14 protein-coding genes are annotated in these 19,414 nt (G+C 73.0%); 9 read left to right on the top strand and 5 right to left on the bottom strand.

What is annotated here, in order from left to right; translation table 11 throughout:
* Nucleotides 1-89: 89 nt before the first annotated feature.
* On the top strand, nucleotides 90-953 hold the full coding sequence (locus AB0K09_RS03950; protein ID WP_366063661.1) for a hypothetical protein: 864 nt from the start codon (nucleotides 90-92) through the stop codon (nucleotides 951-953).
* Between the two features lie 78 nt (nucleotides 954-1,031).
* Here the strand turns inward: AB0K09_RS03950 and AB0K09_RS03945 are convergent, their stop codons facing one another.
* Both AB0K09_RS03945 and AB0K09_RS03940 read right to left on the bottom strand, forming a co-directional pair.
* Nucleotides 1,032-1,430, bottom strand: a complete 399-nt coding sequence (locus tag AB0K09_RS03945) for a VOC family protein (protein WP_366063660.1) — start codon at nucleotides 1,428-1,430, stop codon at nucleotides 1,032-1,034.
* Nucleotides 1,431-1,463: 33 nt separating this feature from the next.
* The gene (locus tag AB0K09_RS03940; protein ID WP_366063659.1) at nucleotides 1,464-2,654 is read right to left on the bottom strand and encodes an alpha/beta hydrolase; all 1,191 of its coding nucleotides are present in this window, start codon (nucleotides 2,652-2,654) and stop codon (nucleotides 1,464-1,466) included.
* 228 nt (nucleotides 2,655-2,882) lie between these two features.
* On the opposite strand from AB0K09_RS03940, the gene AB0K09_RS03935 reads away from it, so the two are divergent.
* Nucleotides 2,883-5,951 carry an endo-alpha-N-acetylgalactosaminidase family protein gene (locus AB0K09_RS03935; RefSeq protein WP_366063658.1) on the top strand — a complete coding sequence of 1,023 codons (3,069 nt, stop codon included), beginning with the start codon at nucleotides 2,883-2,885 and terminating at the stop codon, nucleotides 5,949-5,951.
* Nucleotides 5,952-6,036: 85 nt separating this feature from the next.
* On the opposite strand, the gene AB0K09_RS03930 is transcribed toward AB0K09_RS03935, so the two are convergent.
* Nucleotides 6,037-7,788, bottom strand: a complete 1,752-nt coding sequence (locus tag AB0K09_RS03930; protein WP_366063657.1) for a beta-galactosidase family protein — start codon at nucleotides 7,786-7,788, stop codon at nucleotides 6,037-6,039.
* A gap of 144 nt (nucleotides 7,789-7,932) precedes the next feature.
* Here AB0K09_RS03930 and AB0K09_RS03925 point away from each other — a divergent pair, with 144 nt between their 5' ends.
* The 3 genes from AB0K09_RS03925 to pepN all read left to right on the top strand — a co-directional run bounded on the left by AB0K09_RS03925 (nucleotide 7,933) and on the right by pepN (nucleotide 11,936).
* Nucleotides 7,933-8,841 (top strand): AraC family transcriptional regulator, encoded by a 909-nt coding sequence (locus tag AB0K09_RS03925; RefSeq protein ID WP_366063656.1) that lies wholly within the window; start codon nucleotides 7,933-7,935, stop codon nucleotides 8,839-8,841.
* An 11-nt stretch (nucleotides 8,842-8,852) separates the two neighbouring features.
* The gene (locus AB0K09_RS03920; RefSeq protein ID WP_366063655.1) at nucleotides 8,853-9,173 is read left to right on the top strand and encodes a chorismate mutase; all 321 of its coding nucleotides are present in this window, start codon (nucleotides 8,853-8,855) and stop codon (nucleotides 9,171-9,173) included.
* A gap of 258 nt (nucleotides 9,174-9,431) precedes the next feature.
* Nucleotides 9,432-11,936, top strand: a complete 2,505-nt coding sequence (pepN, locus tag AB0K09_RS03915) for an aminopeptidase N (RefSeq protein WP_366063654.1) — start codon at nucleotides 9,432-9,434, stop codon at nucleotides 11,934-11,936.
* Between the two features lie 88 nt (nucleotides 11,937-12,024).
* Here the strand turns inward: pepN and atpF are convergent, their stop codons facing one another.
* A complete protein-coding gene (gene atpF, locus AB0K09_RS03910) occupies nucleotides 12,025-12,555 on the bottom strand; it encodes a F0F1 ATP synthase subunit B (protein ID WP_366063653.1) in 531 nt (176 codons plus the stop codon).
* Between the two features lie 265 nt (nucleotides 12,556-12,820).
* Here atpF and AB0K09_RS03905 point away from each other — a divergent pair, with 265 nt between their 5' ends.
* Together AB0K09_RS03905 and AB0K09_RS03900 are read left to right on the top strand one after the other, a co-directional pair.
* Entirely contained in the window at nucleotides 12,821-14,245 is a 1,425-nt protein-coding gene (locus AB0K09_RS03905; protein WP_366063652.1) for a pyridoxal-dependent decarboxylase, read from the top strand.
* A complete protein-coding gene (locus AB0K09_RS03900) occupies nucleotides 14,242-15,681 on the top strand; it encodes a SidA/IucD/PvdA family monooxygenase (protein ID WP_366063651.1) in 1,440 nt (479 codons plus the stop codon). The genes AB0K09_RS03905 and AB0K09_RS03900 overlap by 4 nt, the downstream gene beginning before the upstream one ends.
* Here the strand turns inward: AB0K09_RS03900 and AB0K09_RS03895 are convergent.
* Nucleotides 15,637-17,457, bottom strand: coding sequence for a 5'-nucleotidase C-terminal domain-containing protein (locus AB0K09_RS03895; RefSeq protein ID WP_366063650.1), 1,821 nt, complete (start codon nucleotides 17,455-17,457; stop codon nucleotides 15,637-15,639). The genes AB0K09_RS03900 and AB0K09_RS03895 overlap by 45 nt on opposite strands.
* A gap of 150 nt (nucleotides 17,458-17,607) precedes the next feature.
* Between AB0K09_RS03895 and AB0K09_RS03890 the strand changes: the two genes are divergently transcribed.
* Nucleotides 17,608-18,315, top strand: a complete 708-nt coding sequence (locus tag AB0K09_RS03890) for an SIMPL domain-containing protein (RefSeq protein WP_366063649.1) — start codon at nucleotides 17,608-17,610, stop codon at nucleotides 18,313-18,315.
* Nucleotides 18,316-18,460: 145 nt separating this feature from the next.
* A partial coding sequence (pyk, locus tag AB0K09_RS03885; protein ID WP_366063648.1) for a pyruvate kinase occupies nucleotides 18,461-19,414 on the top strand: 954 nt, incomplete at its 3' end.

The raw sequence follows: 19,414 nt of genomic DNA, 5'->3' as shown, positions 1-19,414 counted from the left end.
CCAGACCGGATTTCGGCCAGTCGGCGCGCCCGCAGCCGCCCTACAGTGGAAGGACACCGGCAGCCGGCCGGGAACGGGGGTGGTCGGGCGTGGGCACGGGTCTCGCCGTCGAACACGGCTTCCCGCACCTGGACACCGTACGGTCGGCGATCACCGCCCTCTACCGGCGGCTCTCCGGCGACGGGGTGCGTGCCTTCGGGGTCAGCGTGCTCCCGGCCGACGTGGCCTTCTCCGACGACGAGGACCCCTACCTCGGCGTGCAGCGGGTCGCCGGCTCGATGGTGCGGCACCTCCGGCTGCCGGACGCCCGGATGATCGTCAGCTTCCGGGAGATGCGCCACGCCGGCAGCGTCGAACTGGCCGCCGGCCCCGAGTACTTCATCGAGCTCAACGAACGCTTCAAGACCCACCGCGCGGACGTCGGCGCCGCCCTGGCGCACGAGGTCGCCCACGTCTATCTGCACCGCCTGGACCTGGCGTTCCCCGGCACCCGCGACAACGAGATCCTGACCGACACCACGACCGCCTACCTGGGCGCGGGCTGGCTGCTGCTCGACGCCTACCGGGAGTCCCAGGTCTCCACGCAGAAGCTCGGCTACCTCACGCCGGAGGAGTTCGGCTACGTCCTCGCCAAACGGGCCGCGGTCTTCGGCGAGGACCCCTCGCCCTGGTTCACCAGCCCCCAGGCGTACGACGCGTATACGCGCGGCCGGGAACGGGCCCGCCTCGACCTGCGCCGCCCCCCGCTGGCGGCGGCGGGACGGCTCGGCCGGCACCGGTACGCGGCGCGCCGGGCCAAGGGGCCCGGCGTCTACGAGGACTACGCCTTCGAGGCGGGCGACCGGGTGCGCTTCCCCTGCCCGACCTGCCACCAGCGCCTCCGCCTGCCGCTGCGCGGACGCGTCCGCGCCCGCTGCGGCCTGTGCGGATCGCTGCTGGAGTGCGACACGTAGCGCCTGCCCGGCGGTGTCGGGCCGGGCCGCAGCACGGCGGAGATCCGCCGGGCAGGTCCTGGGCCGCCGGGCCGGCCGCTAGACGGTGACCTGCTGCCCGTAGCAGAGGCAGAAGGGGTGTCCCGCCGGGTCGGCGAAGACCCTGAAGCCCCTGGTGGCGCCCCCGCTGTCGTGCAGGAAGGTCGCGCCCAGCGCGATGACCTCCTGCTGGGCGCGCTCCACGTCCTCGACCGTGTCGACGTCGAAGTCGAAGTGGAACTGCTGGGGGTGCTCCGACTCCGGCCAGCGCGGCGGGACGTACGGGCCCTGGACCTCCTGGAAGGCGACGCGCTGACCGGTGGCGGGGTCGGTCAGCCAGACCCAGTCGGGCTCCTTCTCGTCGGCGTCGACGCGCCAGCCGAGGATCGCGGCGTAGAAGCGCGCCAGGGCCGGCGCGTCGGGACAGTCGACGACGGTGCACTGCATCTTGGCGATCATGGGCACATGATGCCGCGCCGTGCCCGCCCGCGACTACGGACGCGTGCCCTCCAGCTCGTTGAACCAGCGCGCGATCTGCGGTGCGGCCTCCCGGAAGGTACCGAAGTGGTCGGCCCGGCCGTGGTCCACCACCGGCACCCGCACACCGTGCCGCTCCAGGTCGCGGACGCAGCTGAGCGTGTTGGCGACGGTCACGTCGCGGTCGCCGGCCGAGGCGTGCAGCCGGACCGGCACCTCGGGCTTCCAGTCGCAGGTGGTGTCCTGCGCGCGCATGACGTCCAGCAGGACGCCCGTCGGGTGCTGGAGCCTGGCGTAGAAGGCGTCGGTGAGCAGCTCCTTCGGGGTCGGCGGCAGCGCACGGACGATGTCCTCGTCCTTGTGCCGGGTGTCGAAGAGCCCCTCCACGATGCCCGCGTAGGGCTGCCGGAAGACCTCGGCGGGGTCCTTGTAGATCGGGTGCAGCCGGTTCTGGGACGTGAGGTAGTAGGAGAGGTAGAAGACGGCGCTGACACCGTTGAGCCGGCCGTCGAAGACGGCGGGCATCTCGGCGTGCTCCAGGTCGTACGGGCCGGCGATCGGCGCGGCCGCCCGCAGCCGGAAGTGCCGGTCGGCGCCCGCCTGCAGGGCCTTGGCCAGCGCCATGGACACCTGGCCGCCCTGCGAGAAGCCCGTCGCGTACACGTCGCCGGTCAGCGGCCGGCCCAGCCGCCCGGCGGCGGTGCGCGAGGCGCGCAGCATGTCGACGGAGGCCGTGACGGCGGAGGCGGTGTCCATGTACGGGTGCCGGCCCGGCCCGTCGCCCAGACCGAGGTAGTCGGGCGCGGCGACCGCCCGGCCCGCCGAGGCGTGCAGATAGGGCGACATGCGGCCCGTGGGGTCCTCGATCGCGTGGGAGGGCGCGTAGTCACGGTTCGCCATCGTGCCGTGGGTGTCGGCGACGAGAGCCGGCCGGCGCGGCCCTCCGTCGGGCAGGACGAACAGCCCGGTCGCGACGGTGGGAGCGCCCTGCGGGGTGACGGTCCGGTAGGTGAGCCGGTAGGCGCGGATGCCGTAGCGGACGGACGAGGTGTCGAACGGCGCCTCCGCGGGGCTCAGAAAGGCCTTGACCTGTCCGGCGGTCAGCGTCTCGGGCCCGGACACGGCGAGCAGCGTGCCGCGCCCCTGCGCATGCCCGGCCCGCGCCACCTCGGCGGCGCTCGTGGCCGCGGCGGGCCGCCACCGCACGCCGCGCCCCCGAACCGCCCCGCCCCGTACGCCGGTTACCGATCCATGTGATCATCATGAGAACGACCCTAGGGGGCGGTACCTCCCCCTCCGCCCTCCTCGAGTCGGTGCCCGCCGGGGCCCACCCCTAGGGGGCGTCTCCTCCCACGAGCCGAGCCGCCGTTAGTCCAAGACGCACCCGCCCTTTGTCCATGGTCACCCCGCCCGCCCCGGCCCAGGGTGGCGGCCGTGACCGTAGACCACCCAGGCCCCAGCCGTCGCACCGTCGTCGTCACCACCGCCCTCGCCGGCCTCGGCACCGCGCTGGGCACCGGCCCCGCCGCCGCGGCGGGCGAGGCGGTCCTGCGCTCCGACGTGCTCGACGTCCGGGTCGACACCGCCTTCCCGCGCATCGTCTCCTACACCGACCGCGCCACCGGAGCCGTGCTGCACGGCCAGGAGGACGCCGTCTCCTCCCTGCTCGTCGACGGGGCCGAGCACACCCCCGCGGTCACCGCCGCCGTCCTCGCCGACCGCGCCTCCTACACGCTGGCCCTCGACGGCGGCACCCGACTCGACGTCGAGATCCGCGTCACCGGATGGCGCGTCGACTGGCGGGTCACCCGCATCGCCGACACCCCCGCCCTGCGCGTCGGCACCCTGAGCCTGCCCACCCTGGCCTTCCTGTCCGTCCGCAGCACCCAGCCCGGCGCCGCCCTCCTCGCCGCCCGCATCCAGCTGGACGCCGCCAAGAGCGGGGACACCCTCGTCCGCCCCACCCCCGCCACCCCGCCCGAACCGCGGCCCACCGGCTGCGCCTACGCCGTCGTCAGCACCGACAAGCTCGCCGCCGCCATCGAGACCAATACCGTCCACGACAAGCCCGACGCGAGCAGTTCCTGGGAGAACGGCCGCCTCTACCGGCAGACCCTGGCCCGCCCCGGGCACGTCCAGGCCCAGCTCACCTGCGGCCCGTGGACCCACCGCGCCGCCGGCGCGGCCACCGACGACACCGAGCCCCTCCCGCACACCACCGTCGTCCTCACCCGCGACCGCAACGGCGACGGCACCGTCGACTGGCAGGACGCCGCCATCGCCCTGCGCGACATCATGACGAACCCGCCCGGCGCCGGGGAACAGCACCTGCGCGTCGTCCCGCACATCGCCTTCAACTTCGCCAGCCAGGCCACCAACCCCTTCCTCGCCACGCTCGACAACGTCAAACGCGTCCACCTCGCCACCGACGGACTGCGCCAGTTCACCCTCCTCAAGGGCTACCAGTCCGAGGGCCACGACTCCGCCCACCCCGACTACGGCGGCAATCACAACACCCGCGCCGGCGGCCTGGCCGACCTCAACACCCTGCTGCGCCTGGGCAGCCGCTGGAACAGCGACTTCGCCGTCCACGTCAACACCACCGAGTCCTACCCGGTCGCCCACGCCTTCTCCGAGCGGCTCGTCGACCCGAAGAACCCGCAGTGGGACTGGCTCGACCAGTCCTACCGGATCGACCCCCGCCGGGACCTGCTCTCCGGCGACATCGTCCGCCGCTTCCGGCAGCTCCGCGAGGAGACCCACCCCGCCCTCACCACCCTCTACATCGACGTCTTCCGCGAATCCGGCTGGAACTCCGACCGGCTCCAGCGCGAACTGCGCGCCCAGGGCTGGCACATCACCAGCGAATGGGGACACGGCCTGGAACGCTCCAGCCTCTGGTCCCACTGGGCCACCGAGACCGACTACGGCCCCGACACCTCACGCGGCATCAACTCGCAGCTCATCCGCTTCGTCCGCCACCACCAGAAGGACGTGTTCGCCGACAAGTGGCCCACCCTCCTGGGCACCGCCCGCATGGGCAACTTCGAGGGCTGGACCGGCAAGACCGACTGGACCGCCTTCCACCGGCTGATCTGGACCGCCTCCCTGCCCGCCAAGTACCTCCAGGCGTTCCCCATCAGGACCTGGCGCGAACACGAGATCACCTTCTTCGGCCCCGGCGACACCACGACCCGCGTCACGGACGACTACGGCGTCCGCCGCATCACCACCGACGGCCGGCTCGTCTGCACCGGCGGCACCTACCTGCTGCCCTGGGAACCGCGCCGCGCCACCGACCCGGCCAAGCTCTACCACTACAACCCGGACGGCGGCACCACCACCTGGACCCTGCCCCGCGGCTGGGCCGCACGCCGCACCGTCGTCCTGCACCGCCTCACCGACCAGGGCCGCGACCAGCCGCGCGTGCTGCCCGTCCGCCACGGACGCGTCACCCTCGAAGCCGCCCCCGGGCAGCCCTACGTCCTCACCCGGACCCGCGCACCCCACCGCCCCGACCCGCGCTGGGGCGAGGGCACCCCCCTGCGCGACCCCGGCTTCCACTCCGGAACCCTGGACGCCTGGCACGTCACCGGACCCGCCCGCGCCGCCCGCAGCCCCCTCGGCGACTGGGAGCTGGTCATCGACCCCGGGGGAGCGGCCACCGTCTCCCAGCGGCTCGCCCGGCTGCGGCCCGGCACCTACGCCGCCTCCGTCCAGGTCGAGGTCGGCGAGCACGCGGGGGAGCGGCGCAGGGCCGCCCTCACCGTCCGCACCGCCGACGGCGTCACCGCCACGAACTGGACGGACACCTCCACCGCCGTCAACTTCGTCGCCGCCGACGCCAAGCACGGCACCCGCTTCCAGCGCATGTTCACCTGGTTCACCGTCCCCGCCGGCGGCGGACCGGCGACCCTCGCGCTGACCGCCGGGGCCGGCGACGCCCGCGTCCGCTTCGACGCCGTCCGCGTCGTCCCCGGCCGGCGCGCCACCGCCCCCGGCACCCTGGTCTTCGAGGACTTCGAGCACGTCCCCCAGGGCTGGGGCCCCTTCGTCAAGGGCGACGCCGGCGGCGTCACCGACCCGCGCACCCACATCGCCCAGCGCCACGCGCCCTACACCCAGCGCGGCTGGAACGGCAAGGCGATCGACGACGTCATCGACGGCACCCAGTCCCTGAAGTCCCGCGGCGAGAACCCCGGCCTGGTCTACCGCACCGTCCCCCACACCGTGCGCTTCCAGCCCGGGCACCGCTACCGCGTCACCTTCCGCCACGAGACCGAGCAGGCCGGACAGTACGACTGGGTCACCGCCGCCGACCTGCCCGAACCCCGCGAGATCAGCCGCACCCCCCTGCCCGCCACCACCGCCCCGACCACCCACTCCTACGAGTTCACCGCCCCCGGCACGGGCGAGACATGGGTCGGACTGCGCAAGACCGGCGACAGCGGGACCGCGGAGTTCGTCCTCGATGGCTTCACCGTGACCGACCTGGGGCAATAACCCAGTACGGGGGTCCGTCCCGTTGGCCACCGTCATCGGCCGGTGACCAGCGGGACGCGGCTCTTCCCGCCGGCCCGCCCCACCCTCACCGCAGGCGTACCCCCGGCTCACCCGCACCCTCGAACTCCAGCACCAGCACCTCGTTCCCGCCCTCCACCAGCACCGGCCCCGGCACGTACAGCGCCCGCTGCGGGCCGGCCGCCCAGTACCGGCCCAGACAGAACCCGTTCACCCACACGAACCCCCGCACCCACCCCCGCGGCAGCTCCAGCGAGGCGTCCCCCGGCCGCTCCACCCGGAACACCCCCCGGTACAGCCCCGGCGCCCCCTCCTCCGGCTCCCGCCACGGCACCCGCGCCACCGCGTCCGCCCGCTCCAGCGCCTCCAGCCGCAGCCCCCGCGCCCGGACCCCGTGCACATACTGCCGCTCGTGCAGCAGCCCGCCGGTCAGACCCTTCGGCTCGGCCAGCCGGGGGCCGTAGTTCACCCGGCCGAGCGACTCCACCCACAGCTCCACCGACGCCGGCCCCGCCACCTCCCCGATCTCCCCCGACTCCGCGTCCAGGACGGCCGCCCGCACCCCGTCCACGTACACCACCGCGACGTCCCGCAGCCCCGCCACCCGCAGCGGATACGGCCGCCGCGGCCCGGGCAGCTCGAAGCGGTAGCGGACCACGCCCCGCTCCACCCCCAGCTCCTCGAACGCCGGCGGCACGGCCGTCTCCGTCTCCTCGTCGCCCAGCACGTCCATGACCGCAGCCGGCGGCGCCCACGCCGCCAGCCGGGCCCGGACCGGCGCGCCCAGGACGGGCGGCGCCGGCGGCAGGTCCGGCAGCGGATCGCCCGCCGCGCGGAAGCCGGCCAGCACCTCGCGGAAGGCCCAGAACTTCGCGGTGGGCCGCCCGTACTCGTCGACGGGCGCGTCGTAGTCGTAGGACGTCACCGTCGGCCGCAGCGCACCGCGATGGTCCTCGCCCGCGCGGTTCGCCCCCGCCCGGCCGCCGAAACTCGTCCCGCCGTGCGCCATGTACAGGTTCACCGACGCCCCGCACTCCAGGATCTCCCGAAGCACCCCCGCCGCCTCGCCCGCGTCCCGCACCGCCGGCTCACCGCCCCAGTGCGTGAACCAGCCGCACCAGAACTCCATGCACATCAGCGGCCCCGCCGGCCGGTACCGCCGCAGCGCCGCGAAGGCCTCCCGCGCACCCGACCCGAAGTTCACCGTGGCCAGCACGCCCGGCAGCGTCCCGCCGCTCAGCATGTGCTCCTCCGGCCCGTCCGACGTCACCAGCGGCACCCGCACCCCGCGCCCGCGCAGCCCCTCCGCCAGCCGCCGCAGATACACCCCGTCGCCGCCGTACGACCCGTACTCGTTCTCCACCTGCACCAGCACCACCGGACCGCCCCGGTCCACCTGCCGCTCCACCACCTCCGGCAGCAGCCGGTCGAACCAGCGCCCCACCGCCGCCAGGAACTCCCCGTCCCGGGTCCGCACGCGCGCCCCGAGCCGCCCGGTCAGCCAGCACGGCAGCCCACCGTTCTCCCACTCCGCACAGATGTACGGGCCCGGGCGCACGATCGCGTACAGCCCCGCCGCCCGCGCCGCGTCCAGGAACCGGCCCACCGCCCCCACGTCCGCGAACCGGCCCTCTAGCGGCTCGTGCACGTTCCACGGCACATACGTCTCGACACAGTTGAGGCCCATCGCCCGCAGCATCCCCAGCCGGTGCGCCCACAGCCCCTCGTGCACCCGGAAGTAGTGCAGCGCGCCCGACAGCAGCCGCACCGGCCGCCCGCCGAGCTCGAAACCCCCGTCACCCGCCGTGAACTCCGGCACCGCACCCGCCCCGCTTCCGCGTCCCGGCCGGCCCGACGCGGCCCGCCCCGCCCATCCTCGCCCTCTGGCGGGGGAGGAGGACATGGACAAAGATCGGCGCTGATTGGACGCCCGGACCGGACGCACCGCGGGAGGCGAGGACGCGTGTACCACACCTGGATGCGGTACTTCACCCCCGGACCGGCCCACCACCGCCTCGGCCTGGTCTGCCTCGGCGTCGGCCTCCAGCACGGCGCCCTGCCCCCCGTCGGCCCCCGCACCCTCGACCACCACGTCGCCGTCGTCATCAGCGCCGGAACCGGCTGGTACCGCACCCCCGACGGCCACACCCGCACCGTCACCGCCCCCGCCCTCATCCAGCTCGCCCCCGGCGTCCCCCACCACTACGGCGCCGCCCCCGGCGCCGGCTGGGACGAGGCCTTCGTCGACTTCACCGGCCCCGCCGTCGACGCCTACACCGAGCTCGGGTGCATCGACCCCACCCGCCCCGTCGTCCCCCTCACCGACACCACCGGCCCCCGCGCCGCCGTCGGCCGCATCGCCCGCGCCGCCCGCCGCGGCAACCCCCTGCTGGAGATCGAGACCTCCGCCGCCGTCCACGAACTCCTCGTCGCCCTCCGCCGCGCCCGCGCCGGCACCGACCCGCACGGCGACCCCCTGCTGCGCGCCCTCGCCCGCGACGCCTTCCTGCCGCTCTCCGTCGCCCAGCACGCCGCCCGCCACGGCATGACCACCACCGAACTGCGCACCGCCGTCCGCCGCGGCGCCGGATGCAGCCCCAAGGACTACCTGCTCGGCATCCGCCTCACCCGGGCCAAGGAACTCCTCGCGGCCACCGAACTGCCCGTCGCCGCCGTCGCCCGCCGCGTCGGCTACGACGACCCCGCCTACTTCAGCCGCCTCTTCACCCGCCGCGTCGGCACCGCCCCCGTCCGCTTCCGCGAACGCGAGGGCCGCGCCGTCCCCGGCGGCTGGAGCGACCGCGTCCCCGACCCGGACCACCCCCCGGTGATCGCATCCCACGCGTCCGCACAGGTCCCCGGCACCGCATAGGCTCAGTACCCATGAGCACCAGCGCCCACAACAGCAACACCACCGACGAGGCCGTACGCGCCGAACTGAACCGGCTGCGCGACAGCATCGACAACATCGACGCGGCGGTGATCCACATGCTCGCCGAGCGGTTCAAGTGCACCCAGCAGGTCGGCCACCTCAAGGCCGCCCACAAGATGCCGCCGGCCGACCCGGCCCGCGAGGCCCGCCAGATCGCCCGCCTCCGCAGCCTCGCCGAGAGCGCGAAACTGGACCCCGCCTTCGCCGAGAAGTTCCTGAACTTCATCATCGCCGAGGTCATCCGCCACCACGAGACCATCGCCCGCGCGTAGGGCCGCTCCGGCGGATCACGGCGACCGCGCCGGTCGCGGTGCTCGCCGGCACCGCCGGACCCTCGCCGCCGTGGCTCGTCGCCGTGCGGCGGGACGGTTCTCCTCCCGCCGCGACGGCGAGCGACCACGACGCGCCGGCCCGGCGGTGCCGGCACCGGGCCGCAGCCCCGGCGAAGACCCGCCGGCCCGCCCCGGCAGTTCGCGGAGGGCGGAGCCCGGGCCCCACCGGAACGGGGCGGCATTGGGGAGGATGCCCCCATGCCCGCACTGACACGCGACGAAGCGCAGACCCGAGCCGCCCTCCTCGACGTCCACCGCTACGACATCGAGCTGGACCTCACCACCGGCGACGAGCACTTCGCCTCCGCCACCACCATCCGGTTCACCGCCCGCACGGCGGGCGACACCTTCGTCGAACTCAAGCCGCACACCCTCCACCGCGTCACCCTCGACGGCCACCCCCTCGACCCCGCCGCCCTCGACGACAACCGGCTCCCCCTCACCCTCACCCCCGGCCCGCACGAACTGCGCGTCGAGACCGCCATGCGCTACTCCCGCACCGGCGAGGGCATGCACCGCTTCACCGACCCCGCCGACGGCGAGACCTACCTCTATACCCAGCTCTTCCTCGACGACGTCCAGCGCGTCTTCGCCGCCTTCGACCAGCCCGACCTCAAGGCCGTCTTCGCCCTCACCGTCACCGCCCCACCCGCCTGGACCGTCCTCGGCAACGGCATCGCCCACCCCCTCGGCGACGGCCGCTGGCGCATCGCCGAGACCCCCCTCATCAGCACCTACCTCGTCGCCGTCGCCGCCGGCCCCTGGCACACCGTCCGCACCGAACACGCCGGCCTGCCCTTCGCCCTGCACTGCCGCCGCTCCCTCGCCCCCCACCTGGACGCCGACGCCGACGAACTCCTCGACATCACCCGCGCCTGCTTCGACCGCTACCACGAGAAGTTCACCGAGCCCTACCCCTTCGACTCCTACGACCAGGCATTCGTCCCCGAATTCAACGCCGGCGCCATGGAGAACCCCGGCCTCGTCACCTTCCGCGACGAATTCGTCTTCCGCTCCGCCGTCACCGATACCCAGCGCCAGACCCGCGCCATGGTCATCGCCCACGAAATGGCCCACATGTGGTTCGGCGACCTCGTCACCCTCCGCTGGTGGGACGACATCTGGCTCAACGAGTCCTTCGCCGAGTACATGGGCTTCCAGACCCTCGTCGAGGCCACCCGCTTCACCGACACCTGGACCGACTTCGGCATCGCCCGCAAGAGCTGGGGCTACGACGCCGACCAGCGCCCCTCCACCCACGCCGTCGCCCCCGACCCGGACGCCGTGCCCGACACCGCCTCCGCCCTGCTCAACTTCGACGGCATCTCCTACGCCAAGGGCGCCTCCGCCCTGCGCCAACTCGTCGCCTGGCTCGGCGAGAAGGAATTCCTCGCCGGCATCAACGACCACTTCACCCGCCACCGCTTCGGCAACGCCACCCTCGCCGACCTCACCGACTCCCTCGCCCGCGCCTGCCCCGACCGCGACGTCCACGCCTGGGCCGACCGCTGGCTGCGCACCACCGGCGTCGACACCCTCACCCCCGTACCGAGCGAGCTGGACGGGCAGTGGCGGCTCACCCTCCGCCACGACGGCACCAGGCCCCACCGCATCACCGTCGGCCTCTACGACCACGACCCCGCCGACCCCGCGCGCCTCATCGCCCGCGACAGCACCGACACCGATCTCCCCGGCGACGGCACCACCCCCGAACTACTCCTGCCCGGCCCCCGCCCCGACCTGATCCTCCTCAACGACGGCGACCTCACCTACGCCAAGGTCCGCCTCGACCCCGGCTCCTGGAACACCGCCGTCCGCGCCCTGTCCGGACTGCCCGACCCCCTCACCCGCGCCGTCGTCTGGAACGCCGCCCGCGACATGGTCCGCGACGGCGAGCTCGCCCCCACCGCCTACCTGGACGCCGTCCGCGCCCACCTCCCGCACGAGGACGACAACGCGATCCTCCAGGGCGTCCTGACCTTCGCCCGCACCCAGGTCACCGACCGCTACCTGCCCGCCGACCGCGCCACCGAGGCCCTGGCCACCCTCCGCGCCGTCTGCCGCGACCTCCTCGAACGCAACCCCGACGACACCGCCCCCGGCCCCCGCCTGACCGCCGTGCGCACCCTGATCACCTGCGCCGCACGCCCCGACAGGCTCCGCGACTGGCTCGACACCGGCACCGTGCCCGGCGGCCCCGCCCTCGACCCCGAACTGCGCTGGCGCGTCCTCGCCCGCCTCGCCGTCCTCGGCGCCACCACCCCCGCCGAGATCGACGCCGAACTCGCCCGCGACCCCAGCGCCACCGGCCAGGAAGGCGCCGCCCGCTGCCGCGCCGCCCTCCCGGACCCGGCCGCCAAACAAGCCGCCTGGCACGCCATGTTCGCCACCGACGACCTGTCCAACTACCTCTTCACCGCCACCGCCCAGGGCTTCTGGCAGCCCGAGCAGCGCGACCTCCTCCACCCCTACCTGGCGCGCTACTACCCCGACGCCGTCGCCCTCGCCGCCCGCCGCGGCCCCGCCCTCGCCGCCACCGCCGGAAGCCACGCCTTCCCGCACCCGTTCGTCGACACCGAGACCCTCCGCCTGGGCGAGCAGTGCCTGCGCGACGCCGGCCCCACCCCGGCCCTGCGCCGCAAACTCACCGACCAGCTCGACGACCTCACCCGCGCCCTGCGCATCCGGGCCGCGCACGACTAGCGCCACACCCGGCCGGGCATGCGGAAGGCCCCCGCACCCTTCGGGGTGCGGGGGCCTTCCGTACGGTCCCTTGCTGCCGGGCCGGAGACTAGCCGCGCGGCTCCGCCGCACGCATCTCCTCCAGGAAACGGTCCACGACACCGCTCTCCCGCGCGAAGTCCTCCACCGGCTCGCCGACGATCCGGCCCGCCAGCTGCGTGGCCAGCGCGCCGACCTGCTCGCGCAGCTCCGCCTCGGCCACCGCGCGCTCCGCGTCGATCACCGCGTGACCCGCGGAGATGATCTCCTCGCGCTGGCGCAGACCCTCGGCCCGCAGCTCCGCGATGATCTCCGTGCCCTGCTCGACGGCCTCCTGGCGCAGCCGGGCGGCCTCGTGCCGGGCCTCCGCCAGCAGCTCCTGGTACTCGGCGTGGATCCGCGCCGCCTCGGCACGGATCTCGTCCGCCTCCTCGAAGCGGCCGTCGGTCGCGGCCTCACGCTCGACGAGGACCTTGTTGATCCGCGGCAGGATCCCCTTCGCCAGCAGGACGAAGGTCAGGGCAAAGAGCACCAGCCCCACGATGAAGGGCTGCGTCTCGGGCTTGAGCGGTCCGAGATCCAGAGCAAGGTTCATGGCCATGGTGGCAGGTTACTCGACGCCACGACCGGACCGTGCACCGCACCCCTCCAGCACACTCCCTGCACCCCGGTCCCGGGCCGGTACCACCATCGGGCGAAAAGTTCCCCGGTCCGCGTCACGGGCCGTACACGGCCAGTAACTTGAGCAGTTCGTGCCGCCCGGCCCGAACGTCCCCGACCCCTGCCCGAACCCCGCCACGCCGAGCCACCCCCCACCCCCACCCGACCCGCGCCGACGCTCAATCGATACCGAAGGGGCACCCCGCATGCCTGCGTCCGCCGCCGACCCCACCCCCGCAGCGCTCGCGGGCGGCACCCAGGGCGCCCGCGCCGTGCGCCCCCTGATCGACACCACCCTCCGCGCCCTCGCCCGCGGCGCCACCGTCCGCGGCGGCCCCCTGCCCGCCGGCGGCCCCGAAGCCGTCGCCGCCCGCGTCCGCGCCGCCGCCACCCCCGTCCTCCCCGAGCACGGCACCGGAGCCGAGGAATCCCTGCGCACCCTCGTCCAGGCCCTCGCCGAAGGCGCCGCCGACCCCGCCGAACCCCACTGCGCCGCCCACCTCCACGGCCCGCCCCTCGCCCTCGCCACCGCCGCCGACCTCGCCGCGGCAGCCCTCAACCCCTCCCTCGACTCCTGGGACCAGGCCCCCTCCGCCACCGCCCTCGAAACCCTCACCACCCGCGCCCTGGCCGCCCTCGCCTACCCCGCCCACCCCCACGCCGACGCCCTCGTCACCACCGGCGGCACCGAGTCCAACCAGCTCGCCCTGCTCCTCGCCCGCGAAGCCGCCCGCGGCACCCCCGGCCGCGCCGCCCCCCGCCCCCTGCGGATCGTCTGCGGCGCCAACGCCCACCACAGCATCCACCGCTCCGCCTGGCTCCTCGGCCTCCCCGGCCCCGAAACCCTCCCCACCCCCACCGGCACCCTCCACCCCGACGACGTCCGCGCCGCCCTCACCCGCCTGCCCCGCGTCCCCACCCTCGTCGTCGCCACCGCCGGCACCACCGACACCGGCCGCATCGACCCCCTGCCCCCCATCGCCGACCTCTGCGACACCCACGGCGCCACCCTCCACATCGACGCCTCCTACGGCGGCCCCCTCCTCTTCAGCGACACCCTCCGCCCCGCCCTGAGCGGCCTCGACCGCGCCCACACCATCGCCCTCGACCTGCACAAACTCGGCTGGCAACCCATCGCGGCCGGCCTCCTCGCCGTCCCCGACCCCCACACCCTCGCCCCCCTCGCCCACCGCGCCGACTACCTCAGCGCCCCCGACGACACCGAAGCCGGCTTCCCCGACACCCTCCACCGCTCCCTGCGCACCACCCGCCGCCCCGACATCCTCAAGATCGCCGTAACCCTCCGCGCCCTCGGCCGCCGCGGCATAGGCACCCTCGTCGAACGCGTCTGCGCCACCGCCCACACCCTCGCCGACCTGATCGACGCACACCCCGCCTTCGACCTCCACTCCCGCCCCACCCTCAGCACCGTCCTCTTCCGCCCCACCGGCGCCGACGACAAGACCACCGCACGGATCAGACGCCGCCTCCTCCACCACGGCCACGCCGTCCTCGGCCGCGCGACCACCCCCGAGGGCCTCTGGCTCAAAGCCACCCTCCTCAACCCCCACACCCGCACCGACGACCTTCAGCACCTGCTGAAACTCGTGGAAGGCCACACCACCCGATGACGAGTCCCAAGCCCGCCGCCCCCCCCCCCGACCAGCCGCTCGATCTCGCCGGCATCGGCATCGGCCCCTTCAACCTCTCCCTCGCGGCCCTCGCCCACCCCCTCGGCGACCTCCGCACCGCCTTCTACGACCAGAACCCCACCTTCCAGTGGCACCCCGGCCTCCTCATCGACGGCACCACCCTCCAGGTCCCCTTCCTGGCCGACCTCGTCAGCCTCGCCGACCCCACCAGCCCCTGGAGCTTCCTCAACTACCTCAAGACCCGCGGCCGCCTCTTCCCCTTCTACTTCGCCGAGCGCCAGCACATCCACCGCGCCGAATACGACGCCTACTGCCGCTGGGTCAGCGAAAACCTCCCCGGCCTCCACTTCAACCACCAGATCGACGCCGTCCGCTGGAACCCCGAACGCGTCCTCTTCGAGATCGACTACACCCAGCTCGACCGCGAAGGCGAAGCCGAAGCCCTGGGCCGCTCCTACGCCCGCAACCTCGTCCTCGGCGTCGGCACCGCACCCCACGTCCCCGAACCCCTCCGCCCCCTCGCCGACGCCCCCACCGTCCCCGTCATCCACTCCGCCGACTACCTCGACCACCGCGAGCGCCTGCTCGCCGCCGAACACATCACCGTCATCGGAGCCGGCCAATCGGGCGCCGAAGTCTTCCTCGACCTCCTGCGGCACCGGCCCCCCGGCCAGGAACGCCTCCACTGGCTCGCCCGCAGCCCCGCCTTCGCCCCCATGGAATACAGCAAGCTCGGCCTCGAACACTTCACCCCCGACTACACCCACTACTTCCGCAACCTCCCCGAACCCGTCCGGGACCAGCTGCTCCCCCAGCAGTGGCAGCTCCACCACGGCATCGACGCCGGCACCCTCGCCGCCATCCACGACGAGCTCTACCGCCGCAGCCTCCACGGCGGCTGGCCCGACGCCACCCTCACCCCCGGCGTCTTCGTCCGCACCGCCGGACGCGTCGGCACCACCCGCGTCGAACTCCACCTCGAACACGCCCAGCAAGGCGCCCGCTCCCGCCTCACCACCGACGCCGTCATCCTCGCCACCGGCTACCGCGAACGCCGCGTCGACACCCTCCTCGCCGCCCTCGACCCCTACATCCGCCGCGACTCCAGCGGCCGCCCCCGCGTCGACGAGGACCACCGCCTCGTCCTCGACCCCTCCGTCAAGGGCGCCATCCACGTCCAGAACGCCGAGACCCACACCCACGGCGTCGGCAGCCCCGACCTCGGCCTCGCCGCCTGGCGCAGCTCCGTCATCCTCAACGCCCTCACCGGGAAGACCCCCTACCCCCTCCCCGAACGCACCGCCTTCACCACCTTCGGCCTGGAGCCGCGGCCACAGCCACGACCCCAGACCACAGGCAGCTCACCGGCCTCAGAAAACCGGCACACCATCCCGCGTCAGCTTCCAGTCCACTGACCCGAACGACCCCACGTCCACAGCCCCCGCGGCCTTCACCCAGGCGATGATCGTGTTACGGATCTCCTCCGAATTCGCCCACACCTGCCGCGCCTGCGCCACGTGCGGGAAACCCCCGCCACCGCTCGCCCGGTAGTTGTTCACCGCCAGCACGAAACGCGCGGAATCCTCCAGCGGCTTCCCGTCGAACGACAGCTTCGCGATCCGGGACCCCGGCTCCTTCGCGATGTCGATCTCGTACGAGAGGCCGCTGACCGCGTCATAGTTGTAATCCGGAATACCCTCCGCATTCGTCAGCTTCGCCGTGTCCACCGGACCACCCGCCGGCGTCCGCACGTAATACCGCGCCGAGAACTCCAGATAGGCACGCAGCTGCGCACCCGTCAGCACCCGCGCCTCCAGCGTGTTCTCGAACGGATACAGCCCCGCCACCTCGCGGATCGTCACCTTCCCGGCCGGCACCGCCGCCGTCCGCGAGAAACACGACGCCTGCGACAGCACCGGCAGCGAAGCGAACTCCGTACCCGCCAGCGCCGCCCTCACCGTCTCCTTCTGCACATGATTGATGAAGTCGATGATCGGCGTGTCCTTGAACGGAGCCTCCTCCGCACGCATCGCCGCCGACGACGTACCGATCACCTGGTTCACATACGCGACCACCTTCCGGTGCTCACGCCCCAGCAGACCCGTGATCCTCTTGTCCTCGGCCACCGTGTTCGAGTTCAGCACCTTCGCCGACACCGACTCCACCTGCCAGGAGCCCTTGCCCCACACCAGCTCGAAGTCGAACAGCGTCAGCCGCTGCCCCCACTTCAGCGGCTCCGACAGCACCACCGCCCGGCCGGTCTCCTTGTTCACCACCCGGTACTCGGGAATCTCCGTGTGCGCGTGACCCACCAGAATCGCGTCGATCCCCGGCACCCGCTCCGCCACCAGCGCCGCCGCGTTCTCCACATACGGCAGCGCGTCACCGTACGACGACGTACCACTCGCACCCGAATGCGCCGCTACGATCACCACGTCCGCACCCATCGACCGCAGCCTCGGCACCCACTTCGCCGCCTGCTCCTCAAGGCCCGGGAACACCATCTTCCCCTGGACATTCGCCTTGTCCCAGATCGCGATCCCCGGATTGGTCAGACCCAGGATCGCCACCCGCACATCCCGCCCGTGCGGCGTGCACACCCGCTTGATCACATACGGCCGGAACGCCGGCCGCATCGTCTTCGCATCCAGCGCGTTCGCACCCAGCAGCGGGAAATCACACTGCTCCTCGAACTTCCGCAGCACCGGAATCCCGTAATTGAACTCGTGATTCCCCAGCGCCGCCGCGTCATAGCCGATCGCGTTCATCGCCCGCGCCATCGGATGCACCGGACCGTGCTTCGCCGTGATCGGATCCACCCGCGCGTAGTAGTACGACAACTGCGTACCCTGGATCGTGTCACCGGCGTCGATCAGCAGCGTGTTCCGCCGCCCCTTCTCCGCCCGCACCTGGCTCACCAGAGTCGAGATCTTCGCCAGACCCACATCGTTGTGCGCCTTGTCGTCGAACTCCGCGTCCGTGAAGTAGTCCCAGTTGAAGACGTTGCCGTGCAGATCCGTCGTCCCCATCACCGTCAGCGTGTACCGCTTCCGGTCCCGGGCGAGGTCCGCCCCCGGCCCCCGGTCCTGCCCCGCGGCCGCGGCCGGACCGGCACCGGCCGCGCCGGTCAGCGCCACCCCCGCCCCCGTCGCGGCCGTACGTCCCAGAAAATTCCGCCTGTCGAGCGGCATCCGAACTCCCCATACCCGTGCGATAACTGCAAAAAAACCGGCCGGCACCCCGCCGAACCGGCACAACGCGCGTAGATTCTCACCCAGCCACCACCACGGCCGACACCCTCACAAGGTTGCGATCCGATGACCCTCTGGGACGCTGACCCCATGACCGCACCCCAACCCCTGCCCTACGGCACCGCCGAAGCCCCCCGCATCGCCGTCCGCGGCGAGGCCCGCCTCGAAGTCGACCCCGAGATAGCCCGCATCGGCATCACCGTCACCGCCCGCGGCACCGACCGCCGCAAAGCCCTCGACGACCTCACCCGCCGCAACAACCACGTCCTCGACCTCATCAAGAGCTACGGCGACGCCATCGAGAACACCGAGACCAGCGCCCTCACCATCACCCCCCAACTCAACGACAAGGGCCGCAGCGAACGCATCCGCAGCTACCGCGGCCACCTCCACATCACCGCCACCGTCACCGACTTCACCGCACTCGGCGAACTCACCACCCGCCTCGCCGACCTCGACCTCACCCGCATCGACGGACCCTGGTGGGCACTGCGCCCCGACTCGCCCGCCCACCGCGAAGCCCGGCGCCAAGCAGTCCAGGAAGCCGTCCAGCGCGCCCGCGAATACGCCGACGCCCTCGGCGCCCACCTCACCGCCGTCCTCGAAATCGCCGACACCGGCGCGGAAAACCCCGCTCCCTACGGGCCCGTGCCGCCGGGAGCACGCCCCACACCCCGCTACGGCGGCCTCGCCGGCGGCGCGCCCGCACCCACCCCCGCACTCGACCTCGAACCCCAGCGCCAGACCGTCCGCGCCCACGTCAACGCCAGGTTTACGATGAGCCGGCCCGTCCTCTGACGGTCACCCCACTGGGCCATCGGGGGTGCTCATCGGAGCACCCCCCTGCACGTTTCACTACTTGTCAACAACCCTTCATCAAAAGGACGTTGGCCAGTAGAGCCCGACCAATTCTCTACCCACCAGTAGGTCATAAGGTCGTGCCATGCGCCGAGCGAAAATCGTCTGCACACTGGGCCCCGCCACCGACTCGTACGAGCAGATCAAGGCACTCGTCGAAGCCGGCATGGACGTCGCCCGACTCAACCTCAGCCACGGCACCTACGCCGACCACGAGGTCCGCTACCAGCGCGTACGCAAGGCGGCCGAAGAAACCGGCCGCAGCATCGGCGTCCTCGCCGACCTTCAAGGCCCGAAGATCCGCCTCGGCCGATTCCACGAAGGCCCCGTACTCCTTGAACACGGCGACGAGTTCACCATCACCGTCGAACCCGTCGAAGGCGACCGCCACATCTGCGGCACCACCTACGAAGGCCTCGCCGGCGACGTCACCAAGGGCGAACGCATCCTCGTCGACGACGGCCGCGTCACCCTCGAAGTCACCGAGGTCGACGGCCCCCGCGTCCGCACCCTCGTCCTCGAAGGCGGCATGGTCTCCGACCACAAGGGCCTCAACCTCCCCGGCGTCGCCGTCTCCGTCCCCGCCCTCTCCGACAAGGACGTCGACGACCTCCGCTGGGCCATCCGCACCGGCGCCGACATCATCGCCCTCTCCTTCGTCCGCAGCGCCCGCGACATCGACGACGTCCACCGCATCATGGACGAGGAAGGCCGCCGCCTCCCCGTCATCGCCAAAATCGAAAAACCCCAGGCCGTCGCCAACCTCGACGACATCGTCGCCGCCTTCGACGGCCTCATGGTCGCCCGCGGCGACCTCGGCGTCGAAATGCCCCTCGAACACGTCCCCATCGTGCAGAAGCGCGCCATCAAACTCGCCCGCCGCAACGCCAAACCGGTCATCGTCGCCACCCAGATGCTCGACTCCATGATCGACTCATCCCGCCCCACCCGAGCCGAAGCCTCCGACGTCGCCAACGCCGTCATCGACGGCACCGACGCCGTCATGCTCAGCGGCGAAACCAGCGTCGGCAAATACCCC

This window comes from Streptomyces sp. NPDC049577, from assembly GCF_040675635.1.
In the GTDB taxonomy this organism is placed as follows: domain Bacteria; phylum Actinomycetota; class Actinomycetes; order Streptomycetales; family Streptomycetaceae; genus Streptomyces.
The sequence above is the reverse complement of the archived record's forward strand: the minus strand, read 5'-3'. Positions and strand labels throughout refer to the sequence as shown.